The sequence below is a fragment of the Stieleria marina genome, from assembly GCA_007741555.1.
Classification (GTDB): domain Bacteria; phylum Planctomycetota; class Planctomycetia; order Pirellulales; family Pirellulaceae; genus K23-9.
Map to the genome: position 1 here is coordinate 1,365,613 of CP036526.1, position 14,689 is coordinate 1,380,301.

7 protein-coding genes are annotated in these 14,689 nt (G+C 55.1%); 1 reads left to right on the forward strand and 6 read right to left on the reverse strand.

The window, feature by feature from the left end:
• Positions 1-16: 16 nt before the first annotated feature.
• The 6 genes from K239x_RS04805 to K239x_RS04830 all read right to left on the reverse strand — a co-directional run bounded on the left by K239x_RS04805 (position 17) and on the right by K239x_RS04830 (position 12,157).
• Entirely contained in the window at positions 17-3,925 is a 3,909-nt protein-coding gene (locus K239x_RS04805; RefSeq protein ID WP_419189679.1) for a tetratricopeptide repeat protein, read from the reverse strand.
• A 367-nt stretch (positions 3,926-4,292) separates the two neighbouring features.
• Positions 4,293-5,105, reverse strand: a complete 813-nt coding sequence (locus K239x_RS04810; protein ID WP_145416508.1) for a hypothetical protein — start codon at positions 5,103-5,105, stop codon at positions 4,293-4,295.
• A 191-nt stretch (positions 5,106-5,296) separates the two neighbouring features.
• On the reverse strand, positions 5,297-7,609 hold the full coding sequence (locus K239x_RS04815) for a glutamine amidotransferase (RefSeq protein WP_145416510.1): 2,313 nt from the start codon (positions 7,607-7,609) through the stop codon (positions 5,297-5,299).
• A complete protein-coding gene (locus K239x_RS04820; RefSeq protein ID WP_419189680.1) occupies positions 7,606-10,119 on the reverse strand; it encodes a BatA domain-containing protein in 2,514 nt (837 codons plus the stop codon). The genes K239x_RS04815 and K239x_RS04820 overlap by 4 nt, the downstream gene beginning before the upstream one ends.
• A gap of 88 nt (positions 10,120-10,207) precedes the next feature.
• Complete coding sequence (locus tag K239x_RS04825; RefSeq protein WP_145416514.1) at positions 10,208-11,095, reverse strand: DUF58 domain-containing protein; 888 nt, start codon at positions 11,093-11,095, stop codon at positions 10,208-10,210.
• 15 nt (positions 11,096-11,110) lie between these two features.
• Positions 11,111-12,157 carry an AAA family ATPase gene (locus K239x_RS04830; RefSeq protein ID WP_419189681.1) on the reverse strand — a complete coding sequence of 349 codons (1,047 nt, stop codon included), beginning with the start codon at positions 12,155-12,157 and terminating at the stop codon, positions 11,111-11,113.
• Here K239x_RS04830 and K239x_RS04835 point away from each other — a divergent pair.
• A complete protein-coding gene (locus K239x_RS04835; protein ID WP_419189682.1) occupies positions 12,156-14,657 on the forward strand; it encodes a DUF4159 domain-containing protein in 2,502 nt (833 codons plus the stop codon). The two genes, K239x_RS04830 and K239x_RS04835, sit on opposite strands and share 2 nt — an antisense overlap.
• The last annotated feature ends 32 nt before the right edge of the window (positions 14,658-14,689 follow it).

Genomic DNA, 14,689 nt, shown 5'->3' on the forward strand with positions numbered 1-14,689 from the left:
GTCCAACCGGTCGCCGTCAAAAACGCGCCGGTTTGTTGGACTGGTATTCGGTCAATCGCGTCTTGATGTCATCGCGAACCGAATCCGAAGTGGCGACCTCCATCGCCTTTTGGGCAAAGCGAATCGCTTCTTTAAAATTTCCTAGCTCGGCGTGAGCAGCCGCCACGTTGTCGATAATCCAGGCTTCTTTCCACTCGGTCGCCTCACTCGCTTTGGTAGCGTATTTCAAAGCAAGTTGTCCGTCGCGGATCTGGTCGTCAGGACAAGCCGCCAGTAGCCAAGAAAAGTTTCCCAAAAGGTCACTGTCATCTTCACCGACGACGGCAACAGCGGATTCGAAGTCGGCCTTTGAGAGAGTAAACCGTTTCAGGGTCATGTAGGCCGACGCACGCCAGGTGAGCGCGTAGCCGTACTTTGGGTCCAGCTTCAATGCACTCGTGTAGTCGTCCACCGCATTGTCGAACCGGTCCAGTTCTTTCCAGCCAATCGCTCGGTTTGCGAAGTCATACTTGGTAGGTTCCATCGCGATAACGCGTGTGTAAGCGGCAACCGATTGCTCGTAGTCTTCCATGTCGATGAGAGCACTGCCGCGACCACGGAGAGCAGCAACGTGGTCAGGATCCAAGCCGATCAATGAATCGTAGTCGCGGACGGCAAGTTTTGGCTGGCCGTTAGCAAGGTATTCATCGCCCCGATACTCCAAGGCCGTTTTGTCTAAGGGATTGGACTTTAGCCGTGAAGTGAAATCTGCGATCGCCTTCTTTGATTCTCCCAGACGCCGATATACAAAAGCCCGATAGAGATACGGCTCCGAGGATTTCGGTTGCAGTTGGATGGCTTTGCTGTAGTCAACGATGGCTTCTGGATTACGTTTTAGCGCATAGTACGCATTGGCCCGCATGTAGGTGCCAAGCCACTGAGCGGGATCTAAGTCCAACGACTTCGTCAGTGAAGCGATCGCTTGTTCGTGGTTACCGAGCGAATTGTTAGCCAACCCATGGTAGAGCCAAGCCTTCGCCGACGCGGGTTCAATCTTGAACGCTTGTTCAAAAAACGGGAGGGAATCTTCGTTGCGATCTTGCACCCAAACACTCATTCCGTGCCCCAGGTAGCTTCGGTGATCTTTTGGTTGCAGTTGGATGCATTTGGCGAATGCTTCTTCGGCTTCTTTGTATTGCTTCAGTTCGTACTTTGCGCCGGCCAGTCCAAGATTGGCACGGAAATGATTTGGGTCTGCGACCGTCACTTTGGTGTACTCAATGATCGCCTCCCAAAACTTGCCGGCTTTCTCCAACTCTTTCGCACGCGCCAGTGAGGATTCATTCGCTAGCGGAGATCCAATCGGAATAGGATTCAGCAAAGTCATAGCAGGCAGCGAATTGCCTATCGCGGCGTCGACCGGCATTTCGGTCGATTCGTCTCTCGTCGCTGCGGTCGGAAGTGCTGCGGGCGCGGCGTCTTCGTCCGGCTTGCTCTCCGTCTGCTTGTCCGTTACTGGAACGAAATCGCTTTCTTCCCGTTTGACCAGAGTGGCCCACCCTTCGGTGCTGATGGGGACGCTAACGGTTTTGACCGCACCGTTGGCAAATCCGATGACCAGTCCCTGATCTCTTTGTCGCAAATGCAAGGATAGATTTGACCCGTCCTGGTACGTCAGATCTTGAGGTTTGGTCCATTCAACTGCCTCGGCATCGCTTGCCTCAAGCAGCATGACGGTTTCTCCTTTCTTGAAATCAAAGCGTTTCATGTTCAGTTTTTGGTCGCTGGGCATCGAAGATTTCGGATGTCGAACCGCCAAGTAGCTTGTTTTTCCAATCGCCTCTTTTGTATCGATCGAGCGGAAGACGCCGGGCATTTTGTTAATCAGTGGGCGGTTGGCGGGACTGTCCCATGGCTGATCCCTTTTGAATTGCTCGTACAAGGATTGTTCGCCCAACATCGGTAACAATTCGACTCGCCAGCTCAACAGTCGTTTTCCCTCTGCGCTGCGAATGTCCGTTGGCAACCCGCCGTTGAAATCATTGTGGTCTTGTATCGCGAACAGGAGGTTTCGCATTTGCCGACTGACAGCGCGAACGGGATTACTCTTGTCAATCGAAGCAGTGATTAGATCATCGAGCGGATCGGCGATCAGCACGCCCATTACGACCGTCGCTGCGCCCGTGGGGGGAAGCGTTTGCCGGCGAACCAGGTCAATGCCGTCATCCAACTGCACGGTTAGCGATGCTGCGGACATGTGCTTGGTAACGGTGGGTAGCGAAGGCAAAAATCCATAGTCGATCTCCACCAATTGCGTCAGATCATCATCCAGTTCGCTGATTGCCAGTGCCGCGCCGATCTGAAGAAATGGATACGCGATTTCGGCAATCGCTTTTTCATTCAGCTGGATTCGCGCCGCACCGCTCAAGTGGTCGTCGCCGAAGACAGGTTTCGTGTTGTCGGATTGGCTCGTGCGGTCCAGCAACGCATAGATGTTTTGCGGAAAGGTTGAAACAATGAGTCGATTATCATCCAGACACCAAGCTGGTACTAACCCGAGACCGGGGCCGCGACGATAACGACCCTGCGGCCGCTGGTTCGTCAAATACGAAACCGTTTTGCCGCTAACTTCGCGGCTTTGGATGCGAAACGGGACGCCTGCTTCGGCAAGTCGCCCTTGCAGCTTTTCGATTGCTTTCTCGAAAACACTTTGATCATTCAATTTGATCGCGCCCGTCCAACCGGTCAGGAGGCGACCGCCTTCGCTAGGCGACGAATAGAATTGGATCGAATCGCCCAACGCTGGAATCAGTTCTTCACGAAGATCCACGCCGGTCGCTTCCCGGACGAATTCTTCGATCTGCTCATTCGCACCCGGTTCAATCAGTTCAAACGCCTGCATCGCCGATTCCGTTGTCGCCATCGCGTTGTACTTGAGTGCCGACCACAGCGTGGCGTCCGCGGGTACCAAGGCTGCATCGGAATCCTGGAGTGTGCCGCCCCATTGCTTTAGCTTGTTCAAAAGAGCGTCGTCGCAGTCAAAGTGTGTTCGAACGACGATTCCGTTTTCATCTAAGCCAGTCGCACACACCATCGAACGTAATCCGTCGATATCAAGTGCAGCCAGTTCTGGCGGCATCTGCGATCCACCATTCAACGCCTTGGCAAAATGCTGGACGTTGACAAAAGAAAGGTTAGCCAGACGCGGAACGTCGACTTGTTTTCGAGCTGTTTTCAGCCAAGACGCGACGCTCGTTTGCCCGCCCGCGGGAGTTTTTAGACGCGAAATAATGGTCGCTAGTTCGTTTTCGCCCACGGCCAGGATCATGAAGCGGTTGCCGATCGTCACTTGAGCTGGCAACGGTGCGTCCTTGAACGAGTAAACGTCCAACGTTTCTAGCACGCTTGGCACCAATTGATCGCCGCTCATTTTGGCAAGTGAACGAAGTGCTAAGTTCAGCTGGCCAGCATCTTCACCCAGGTCACAGACCAAGCCGCCTGCAAGACTTCCTTCGTTGATCCGAAGGTAGAGGGCGGTTTCATGCGACAGAATCGCATTTAGAAACTGGGACCCGATCACGGCGATCGCACCCGCCGAAGGATCTTTCTTTCCGACCCGAATCGCCGCATCGCGATAGTTTTTCATCACATGCCCGAACAAGGCCTGGATCTCTGGCTCGGCCAGCAAACGTTCGGTGCGATTTTTACTGTTGGCTTGGGGAGCGACCACTCGGCTCCACGTCACATAGGCCCCCACATCATCCGGAGGCACCGACAACATGCGAGTATCTCCTGGCGACGGCGGTATTCCCAACGGAAGCCCTTGCGACAGGCCCCCGGCGGCGACTCCGCCAAACAAGTAGCCGTCCTGAGCATGGGTGACGGAGGTTGTCATGGTCGCGACGATACAGGCAATCGCGAACTGAAGTTTCACTTGGCTAAACATGAGGCAGATCGGTAAAAGGTTGAAACGGAATGTTTCTACAGCGTCAAAGAACGCATTTTGTGACGATGAAAACCGAACCATTTTCAAAAATGATGTTCGGCCGACTCATGACAATGTAAACGTCCTGCAGGCCAAGCTGATCGGGCCGAAAAATTTCCGATCAGTGGCGGCACGAAGCGGCCAAGAACGCCGCTGTGTTTTGCGGTTCAGGCAGTGAATGATGCGTGAGCAAAGGTTCACTACCTGCGTCGTCGATCACGGCAGTTTGCGGCGAGAGGAAGCATGAAACACAGGCCTGAGTCCGCGATTCGGGATCGAAGTTGTCGCTGGACTGCCGTGCTGCGGTGGCTTGTGGCGGGGAAACGACCTAAACGCTTTGCAGGTGCAATTCGGAGCTCGCCGAGGCGACGGATTCTTCTTGGCGATAGCACGCGTGAAGCGATCGGAACAACTCTGCAATGGAAAAGAAGTTTACATGATCAGTCGACAGCACTAAGAACGGCATCGCTTCGCCGCATTTTGCGAACTTCATTTGGTTGTCAGCCACGGTGCACTGTGTGATGTCTTCGATGGGGATCGATCGCACGTTGCCGTTGGGACCATCGTGAATCCGCAGTGCATCCATGGTCAAGTAAACCTCGGGCGTCCACAGTAGTTCGCCTTCGCTTTCCAATACGGAACTCAGATGATTGCGAATGGCTGCGACGGACGATTCCGCTAAACGCGCCATCACGCCTCCGGTCGACTTGTGCCGTTTATGTTCAAGTTCGCAACTGATCGGCCGAATGCGACCATCGATCACGAAGTGCAGGCGAGCACGCGTGCCGATGTACATTCCATTGGCGTGATGATCCGTTTCGGAAATTTTGAACTCTCTGAGATCGGTAAAACGAAACGCGTCTTCGGTGCCCCTCAAGTTCAGCCGGACGCCTTCGGGAAAGACTTCCAGACGCTCGGAAAACCGCCGTGTCTTTTTGCAGACCAAGTAGCAGACAAAGACTGCCAGTCCGATGCCAAGAACCGTTGCAAACATGACTGTCGGCGATTCCTTCAGCATGGAAGCCGCAAAGCCAGTAACGACAGCTACGCCGCAGATGACCAGCTGAACTTTTTCGGAGGTGGATTCGATGACTCCCAGTGAGGGGCCAAAATCCTGAGCGTCTGCGATTTGAGTTTGCATATCGTTAACATGGCAAGTGGATCGATGAACCCCGAAAACTAGCTTGCGAGTAACGCTGCGGAGGGGCACCCCGTTCGTCCACAAAGACGATTCTTCGGTGCATCCGCGATCTGAAGACCGAGTGAACCGGATGTGCCGATTAGTCGGGATCAAGCTGATGCGTCCGTGGGCGGCTGCACGTACGAGGGAACTTACGCCATGCCCCATTTGCGACGGAGAAACCATTCGCTGCTGAGGCATCCGGCGAAAAGAAGAAAGACGATCCAACCGCTCAGGGGACCGTCGCCCAATCGATGCTTTTCGACGACCGGCGTTTCGGCTTTCCGACGACGCTGCTTGATCGTCGAGATCAATTCGCCTATCTCATCGGACGAAAACGCACGCCCTCCATGATCCGACGTGAGATCAGCAAGTTGTTTTAGGTAAACGGGATCCGCCATCACACGCGCCATTTCGCGACTCTCGTCGATCACCTGAAACGCAAGTTGCTTGGGCTGGAGATTTGACCGATCGTCGGACGGTCGCACTTGAAGATGAAAGAACCCAGCAGGCAGCTTGGGCAAGCGACCTGCGACCGAGATGTTTCCGTCGGCGGATGATTTGGTAACTCCGCTAACGGAGGTGACTTGGCCTGCTGAATCAATGATTTCGGTGATCAAATCCAGTTCGGAGGTGTCGCTGCCGATTGATTCGACTCGTCCGCTGAATTCAGGTGGTTTGTCGATCGAAAAACGCCGCGCGTCCATTTTGATCACGATCTCGTCGCCACCACTTTCTTCGCGAGCGAGCAACCACAAAACCAGTTGACGCCAAAATCGACGGTGCAATTCGCTTTTGCCGGCTCGCCACCATTGGTAGGTCGAATCGAAAGCCAACGCCGCGACTCGCCCGCTACCGTATTCGCCAGTGACCAACAGAGGCTGATCTTTGTCGGATTGCAGCAGCACCTGCACACCTGGTGTCGATTTAGTTTTGCCAAATCGGTTGACGCCTTTCATCGGTGGCAATTCGGACCAAGTCTTCGCCGGATCTTGGCCACCCAACTGAGTGATCGGATGGTTGCGAGCCAAGATCGCTTGCACGGGACCGGTAAGTTGCCCCGGAAGCAAATCCAGATTTAGGTTGACACCCTGACGGCGTGCATCATTTCGAGTGGATCCATCCATTTGAATCGGTATCGCCGCGGCCAAAGGTGTGTCGGCATAGCCGCCGGGGCCATAGGTGTTGAACCCGCCAAGCATGACTAAGCCAGCGCCCTGCCCCACTACTTCTGTCAATTGTTCCAGCTGTTGATTGCCCAACGCCGCCGAATCCAAATCACCGATAATGTAGACATCAAATTTTCCAGGTTTGAAAACAGTTCCCAGATCGACTGGCCAACTGCGATCGGTCCGTAAAAGGTCGTAGGTCAGGAACAAGTCGGGTGATCGCCGAAGGGATCGACGCAAAAAACGTTGTTCTTCTCGAGCGGTACCTTCCAAGTAAAGAATCCGCCCGCCGCCTTCGCGAACATCCACAAACGCGATTTGCCGATTGTTGTTTTCAACCAATTCGCCCGCTTGGGTTGGCACGCTGACGACCAACCGGTACTGGCCAGGTGAAGGCGCGGTGAGCGGGACTTTCAACGAAAACACTTCCGACGACCGCTCAGGAACCACGGCCCGCTGAGCCGCTTCGGTCGACTTGCCTGAGGCATCAATCCAAGCCAGTTCGATCGGTATTTCGATCCCCGAAAGACCTCGTGCCTGCACTTGGAATGAAACATCGAAACCGTTGTCGGCAAACAACTGATAACTTTCGTTCAGCGCGCTGACGTCCGCATCACGTCCGGCGTCGCCGCCACCGGAAGGTCCAATCGGAATCGGCCAAAACGGTGCACCGAGCGAGTTGAGTGTCTCGATAGATCGTTCGACCCCGATGCGACCGGTGGTTTGCGTTTCGTCGCTGCCGTTGGACGCGAGCGGCGCGGTCTGTGCCCCATCGCCGATCAAGACGATGCCGGCGATCGGTTTTCCTGCAGCGGACTGAATCGCTTTTGAAGCCGCCAAGTTCAGGTCCGTCAGATCACCGCTGGGCGACAGTTGCTCCAACGCATCACTGGCATTGGCCGTCAATTGGCGAACGTCTCGGTCATACGTCAGCAACTTGATTTCTAAGGAAGTGTCGCCTCCGCTCAGGCCTTGTGATAACTGCTTCCACACTTGTTGCTGAGTTGTCCAGCGATCACGGCCGTCGCGATCGGGGAGCGTCATGCTTTGCGACGTATCCGCGGCGACTATCAGCACTGCTTCTGCCGGCAGGTTGTCGGTGCGAATCAGAGAAGGACGCAGAACGGCCAGCAAGAGTGTGAGCGCGGCGCATGAGCGAAGTGCAATCAACCAGTAGCGTTGCGACGAAGTCTTTGTCGGTGGTGTGACCAACGCGATCACCGCGACGACAGCAACCGCGCATACGATCGCTAGAACGATGGAGCCATAGATCGGTTCGAAGCCAAACTGGGTCATGCGGTCGCGCTCCGACGGGACACGCCGCTGGATTGACGTCGTGGTGATGCATAGAACCGATTGCCCAAAATCAGTTCCAGCAAAAACACCGCCAAAGCCAATAGCAGTAGCGGCGAGCGGAGCGATACTCGGTGAGACGTTGCGACTTCGGCTAGTTCCACTTCATCCTGATTGGTCGCGACGGCGTAGAAATCGGGGCCAAACCAGTCACTCAAAGCAGCGACGTCAATCCTTTTTAAGCGAGTCAGAGCGGCAGGCAGATTCGCGCTAAAGCCTCCGGTGTTTTTACCGCCACGCAGCCAATAGGTTCCTCCGCGAGCGACATCAGCGATCACGACTTCCTGAGCAGCTGGATCAACGTCAATCGGCACGGGCAACGAGTTGCCAGGCGGAAAAAGCTGCAAACGCAAGTTGTCCGTTTCTTCCGATGTGTTCGTTTCGTTCGTCGCGATTCCGTCGGTGGCGTTGCCGATTTTGACTAACTGAGGCTGCCCGACGGTCGGCATCCAGTTGTGGGAACTGCGGCCTGTCAGTGATTCGGCGATGAACCTGACCAATAGAAACGCGGGCCAAGCTTCGGCACCAAAAAGATCGTTCCACTGCTTTTTAAAGTCACCGGTGTCGGGGATGGGAGTCGTCAACATCACCCAACTGCCTGTTTTCGTAGTACCCGAACTGCTCGCATCGCCGGAATTTTGAACGATCCGCTGAATCAACGCCGGGTGTTTGGTGCCTGCGTAACGCATCAAGACTCGATCGCTCGGTTGTGTTTCTACTTGCCAGTACTGCCGAACTCGAAAGTCTGCCCAGGGAACACCATCGGAAATCTCGGAGAAGATCGCCAGGATCGGATGCGCTGATTGAACGACGTTTAGAAACGTGTAGGGTTCAGGGACTCGCCATGGTCGCAATAAAGTTGGCAAGGCATCGCTGCGAACGGAAGCCAAGCCGGCCGCCGGTCCCACACAGACAAACACGTTGCCTCCGTCAGTGACATACTGTGCAAGTGACTCATCGGTCAGAGTCTCCGTTGGCGGATCCAAAAGCAGTGCGGCATTAAAGTTGGTGAGTTGCACGACGGGCAAATCGTCGTAGCCGATGCGTTGGATTTGGTACTCGGCGTTGGGGTCGTCAACCGAGTAAGGAGACGTGATCACTTCGGCGATCTGGTCGGCTTGCTCGGTGTCATCACCGACAAGCAGCACTTGTGACGGTGGCAAGACTTCGACTGTGAAGTACCGTTTGTCGTCCAAGCCGAGGGCATCTTCGCCGATCAATTCGATCGTGCCGTGGTGGATTCCCGTGGCAAGTGGCGGGATCGTCAGCACCAACTCGCGGCTTTCACCCACCGTGATTTCAGCGTTCTTTCGATCGACCTGCTTCAGTGCTGGTCGGACGACTTTGCCGTTGCGAACAACGGGCAACGCTGGGTCGCTTTCGTAGAGCGACAATTCGGCGGTTACCGATTGCGTGCCTGCGATCTGCTGATTTGTTTGCAGCGGTTGGTCTGCGGACGAATTGGCGGTTGGCAAAACCTCCCCCGCGGATGAGTCCGTCGGTGGAGTCGTCGTTTGGGCAGCCGAAAGCGAAAGCACGGTCGTGAGTTTGACCGGTACGCCAGCAGGAGGCGTCGTGTCTTGTATGGTTGGTACGCCAAGCGAACGATTGGATTCCTTGAAAACGCCGAGGTCAAAAAAAGTGACCGGGACGGTCGGCGATTCAGCAATCGTGGTCGACAACTGCGGATCGAGAGCTGATTCTCCCCAAGTCGGTTCTGCCAGATCACTGATAATCAACAGCTGACGATTTTCTAATTCACTGGTGCGAACCAAACGAACTGCTGCATCGATGCGGTTGGAGATCGGTTGTGTGACTTCGGTGGTGCGAAGCTGATCGACTTTGGCTATCGCGCTGGACGGATCCATGGCAAACGTTACCGGCACGTTGGATCGATCCACGATGGCTATGCGACTGGTGGGCGGCAAACGCGAGATCATCCAGTGTGCAATCTGTTTGATTCGGACCAGCCGATCGTCTTCGGCCGTTTTCCAAGCAGCGGTCGGCGAATTGTCCAACACAATTGCGATCGCGGCGGGCGATGCATTGTCAATCGCAGGCCGTTGGCCCGACGCAGATGTGTAGGCTCCCCATCCAATCGAACCCAACAAAAACGCGATTGCAGTCGCAGTCAGTCCGTAAGTCAGTCCCCGTGACTGCCCGCGTGACAGAGCCAGGGTTGCCATCCCTAAAAGCACGATCCCGACCAGGGCCAGGATTCCAATCGTCAACCAAGTCAGCGATAGGGCTTGGTGAATAGCGGGCCGAGCCAAGGCGAGTGCCAATAAAGCCAGTGCCGCGATTCGCAAAGCCAATAGCCACCAACGACGAACTTGCAGCTTGCTGCGATTGTTTTCGTATTTCTTGGTCAAGAAACGGATGGACGGAAAAACCACTTTCTTGGGTTCCCGGCGCGCAACCAAATGCAGCACGATCGGGATAGCGACAGCCATCACAGCGAAAATCAGACTGGCATTAAGAAAGGTCACTAGCGAATCGGTTAAGAGGGGCGGACAAAAAGCTCGTCGTAAGATCGGTCGCTTAAAAACGGCTTTGGCGCTGGATCAAGTATTCTGTCAACGCTTTGTCGAACGGCATGCTGGTATCCAGCGGAACGTAGTCGATCTGCAAGTTTGCGCAGCCGGATCGAAACGCGTCGCGAAACTCATCCAGTTGCTGCAAGTACTCGCTGCGAAAGCCGGTGGCATCGACCGAAATGGTTTCGCCGGTTTCAGCGTCCTCGAATTGCACGGGGCCTTCGTACGGAAAGTCGACTTCGGCTGCATCCAGTACATGAAATAGGATCACGTCATGCCCGCCGTGGCGCAGGCGGGCCAGAGACGACAGGACTTCCTCGGGATCCGACAAGAGATCCGAAAACAACATCACCAGCGAATGTTGTTTCAACATCGCCGCGACTTGGGTGATGCACTTGGGCAAGTCGGTGTTGCCTTCTGGTTTAAGCGTCGAAAGCTGCGCCATCACATCGCTAAGGTGCCCCCGCCGACTTCGTGCTGGCAGTCTGGCTCGCATTTTTTCGTCAAACGTGATTAGTCCCACCGGGTCTTGTTGCATGTTCATCAAGTAAGTCAGCGACGCCGCCAGGCAGGTCGAGTATTCAAACTTGGTCATCGTCTGGCTTTCGGTGAACCCCATCGATGAAGAAAGGTCCATGACCAGGTAGCCGGTTAAGTTCGTTTCCGCTTCATAGCGTTTGGTGTAGTACTTGTCGGTTTTGGCATACACTAACCAATCAATCAGTTTGGGATCGTCGCCGCGGTTGTATCGCCGGTGTTCGCTAAACTGCACCGAGAATCCTTGCGCCGGGCTGCTGTGCAAACCTTGCAAGAAACCTCGTACCACCATTCGCGCACGCAAATCCAAACGTTTGATTTGCTGAAGCGACGCAGGCGAAAGAAGTGCGGACATTGGAGGCAGTCTACGTTAGGCTTTCAGCTTTTCGGGTTCAGGCGGCAGCACATCTGTTAGCAGACGGTCGATCACCGCGTCGGTGTCCATGCCTTCGGCCTGGGCTTGAAAATTAGTGGCGATCCGGTGCCGAAGTACCGGTTTGGCGATCTTTTTTATATCGCTGGGGTCGACGCTGAATCGGCCGTCCATGGCCGCGAGTGCTTTCGCGCCCGCGATTAGGTTTTGACCCGCGCGCGGTCCGGCGCCCCAGTCGACCAAGTCCTTGACGTATTGAGGGGCCGTTTCGTTGCCTGGCCGCGTCGCGCGGACGAGCTGCGATGCGTAGCGAATGACGAATGGATTGACCGCGACGCTGGAGACCAATTTTTGAACATTCAAAATCGCTTTGGCCGACAGCACTTTGTTGACAATTTGCTTTTCGCCTCGAGTGGTCACCGTCAAAATCTGTTCTTCTTCGTCCGCCGTGGGGTAACCCACTTTGATGTTGAACATGAACCGGTCCAATTGGGCTTCGGGCAACGGATACGTGCCCTCTTGCTCAATGGGGTTCTGTGTCGCGATCGTAAAAAACGGTGCCGCCAAATCGAATGTATCGCGTCCGACCGTCACTTGCCGCTCCTGCATCGCTTCTAAGAGAGCGGCCTGGGTTTTCGGAGGCGTTCGGTTAATTTCGTCGGCCAGCAAAATATTGGTAAAGATCGGGCCTTCGACAAAACGAAACGAACGTTTGCCCGATTCGTCCTCTTCCAAGACCTGGGTGCCAGTAATATCCGAAGGCATCAGGTCAGGGGTAAACTGAATTCGCTTGAACGATACATCCAGGATTTCAGCGAGCGTGCTGACCATCAACGTCTTTGCCAGTCCCGGAACGCCCTCCAAAAGACAATGGCCTCGCGTAAAAATGGCAACCAGCAGTTGCTCGATGGTGTCGCTTTGACCCACAATGACTTTGGCCAATTCGGCTCGCATCGTTTGCTGGTGTTCGGCAAACTCGCGCAGCACGTCGCCGATATTGCGACTGGCACTTGGTTTTGGTGGGGGAGTAGGAGAACCGCTCATGATCGAAAAGCAAAACCGGGTAGTTGGCAAACAGGCTGGCGAGAGTTCATGGATGTCAATCGATCCAATCCCCAAAGGGTTCGCTCGAAAGTCATGGCACTATCTTACGCGAGCGACCGGAGATTCGCGAAAGGGGGTGCCCGGTTTAATGTTGCTGTTGGCCGTCGGTGTTTGCGTCGTCGGCATTAGCCTGGTGCAATCACAGCATGCGGCCAGCGCCGAAGTGGATGCGACTTCCGTGCAACGTTCGATCGATCGCGGGGTTGCCTATCTTCGCAAAACACAATCCGATCGCGGCGGCTGGGAAGAGTTCAGCGGACAATCGTGCGGAGCATCGTCGCTGTGTACGTTGGCACTTTTGAACTCCGGCGTTTCGCGAGACGATCCCGATCTGACTCGCGCGATGCGTTATTTGCGCAATATCGAGCCGAGTGAAACATATTCGGTGTCTTTGCAGACGTTGGTGTATTGCCAGCTAGGCGCTGCCGGAGATCTGCCGCGGATTCGACGCAATGTTCAAGTCTTGGTTCGAGAACAGGTCAAAGACGGCGCGTTTGCAAAACGCTCGGGTGCTTGGGGTTACGGCGGTGATCGTCTCGGTGGCGATCCGTCCAATACGCAGTTCGCATTGCTGGCACTCGGTGCCGCGCAGGACCGTGGGATCGAGGTTGATTCGGCTGTATTCGAACGTTCGTTAAAATACTGGCTTTCGCGGCAAAATCCAAAGGGTGGTTGGGGGTACGGGGGCGGGACTTCCGCATCAGGCAGCATGACGTGCGCTGGGATAGCGTCGGTGATCATCGCGCAAGGCCGGTTATCAAAAGGCAGTTCGCAGATCACCGGCGATCAGATTCGCTGCTGCGGTGGCGCGGATGCGGACGACGATCCCGTTCAAAAGGGCGTCGATTGGCTTACCGATTCGTTTTCGGTAACGGTGAATCCTGGCGGCCATCTAGGAACCTACTTTTACTTTCTCTATGCGCTCGAACGAGTCGGTCGACTGTCGGGGCGGCGATTCATCGGAGACCATGATTGGTACCGCGAAGGGGCCGAACAACTGCTGGATCAGCAAGACAACTTTCAGGGTTTTTGGGCAGGAGGTGGCTGGGAGGAGGATCGCAACATTACGACAGCGTTCGCATTGCTTTTTTTGAGCAAAGGAAAACGTCAAGTCGTGATCGGCCAATTCCAGCATGGCGATGGCAAGAGCCGCAATTGGCAGCAGCATCCCGATGGAATGCGCCAGCTGGTGCGTCATGTCGAAAAAGCTTGGCGGCGCGATCTGACTTGGCAAACCATCCAGGGCAAAGATGCCAGTGTTGCCGATCTGCTGCAAACGCCAGTGTTGGTGATCAGTGACAGTCAGTCTTTGCAATTGACGAATGAAGCCCTGGAGCGTTTGAAGCAATACATCGACCAAGGTGGAACGATTCTGTTTGAAGCCGACGGTGGCGATGGCTGTGGCGATGCATCGGCGTTTGAAAAGAATGTCAACGAAATTTGCCGGCAATGGTTTGGCGGGACCACGCTTGCCAAGTTGCCGCCGACTCACCCGGTTTGGTTTGCCGAGCGTAAGGTCGACATTGGCGGCATCGACGCCGGAGTGATGGGGGATGACTTTTGGGTGTACGGTGTTCAGGCGTGCTGTCGGACATCTGTGTTCTATGTTCCCCGTTCGCTGTCGTGTCGCTGGGAGCTAAGCGATTTGCTGATGCGGCGAAACGAAGTATCGGCGTCTGTGACAGGCCAGCTAGATACGTCGGTACGGATTGGCCAAAACATCATTGCGTATGCAACGGGCCGCGAGTTGAAGGACAAGCTTGATAAACGAGTGGTTCTCGATAGCGGGCCATCGATCAAGTCGGATCGGGGCACTGTTCGCTTGGCCTATCTGAGCTTGGATGCGGGCGGGGAGGAAGCACGACGAGCCCTTCCCAATGCAGCGGCCATCATCGGTAAACGCGCGTTTGTTCGACTCGCTCCGTCCCCGGAACCTGTGTCGTTCGACGCCGACGAACTGAAGGATGTGTTTGTGCTTTGGATTCATGGACGCACTGAATTTCAATTCACGATCCAGCAACGAGAGGTGCTGCGGGAGTATGTGCAAAACGATGGCGTGATCATCGCGAGCGCGATTTGCGGCAACGAAGCATTTGCCGCTTCATTTCGAGAGGAAATAAAACGAATTTTGCCCGGTTCGCCACTGCTGAAGATGCCTCCGGAGCATCCTGCCTTTACCCCCTCTTTTGACGGTGATGATGTGCGTCGTGTCACAGTTCGCAAACCTGTGCTCGGTGGCGGTGGTCAAAGCATCAACCGCCGGCAATCGCATCCCGTCTTGGAATACGCCGAAATCGATGGCGTGGCGAATGTTTTCTTTTCGCCGTTGGACCTTAGTTGTGCCCTGGAGAGCAGCAATTCGGTTCAATGTCCGGGGTACGATACGAAAACGGCAGCCCAAATCGTCGGGAATTTGGTTCTTTTTGCCCTGCAGCAATAGCCCTCACATTCTGTGCCAGCCGCCAGGTCGCC

Excerpts from the sequence above, each read along its gene's own strand:
- K239x_RS04815 (WP_145416510.1), bottom strand. The coding sequence starts at position 7,609 with ATGACCCAGTTTGGCTTCGAACCGATCTATGGCTCCATCGTTCTAGCG.
- K239x_RS04810 (WP_145416508.1), bottom strand. The coding sequence starts at position 5,105 with ATGCAAACTCAAATCGCAGACGCTCAGGATTTTGGCCCCTCACTGGGA.
- K239x_RS04835 (WP_419189682.1), top strand. The coding sequence starts at position 12,156 with ATGATCGAAAAGCAAAACCGGGTAGTTGGCAAACAGGCTGGCGAGAGT.
- K239x_RS04825 (WP_145416514.1), bottom strand. The coding sequence starts at position 11,095 with ATGTCCGCACTTCTTTCGCCTGCGTCGCTTCAGCAAATCAAACGTTTG.
- K239x_RS04805 (WP_419189679.1), bottom strand. The coding sequence starts at position 3,925 with ATGTTTAGCCAAGTGAAACTTCAGTTCGCGATTGCCTGTATCGTCGCG.
- K239x_RS04830 (WP_419189681.1), bottom strand. The coding sequence starts at position 12,157 with ATGAGCGGTTCTCCTACTCCCCCACCAAAACCAAGTGCCAGTCGCAAT.
- K239x_RS04820 (WP_419189680.1), bottom strand. The coding sequence starts at position 10,119 with ATGGCTGTCGCTATCCCGATCGTGCTGCATTTGGTTGCGCGCCGGGAA.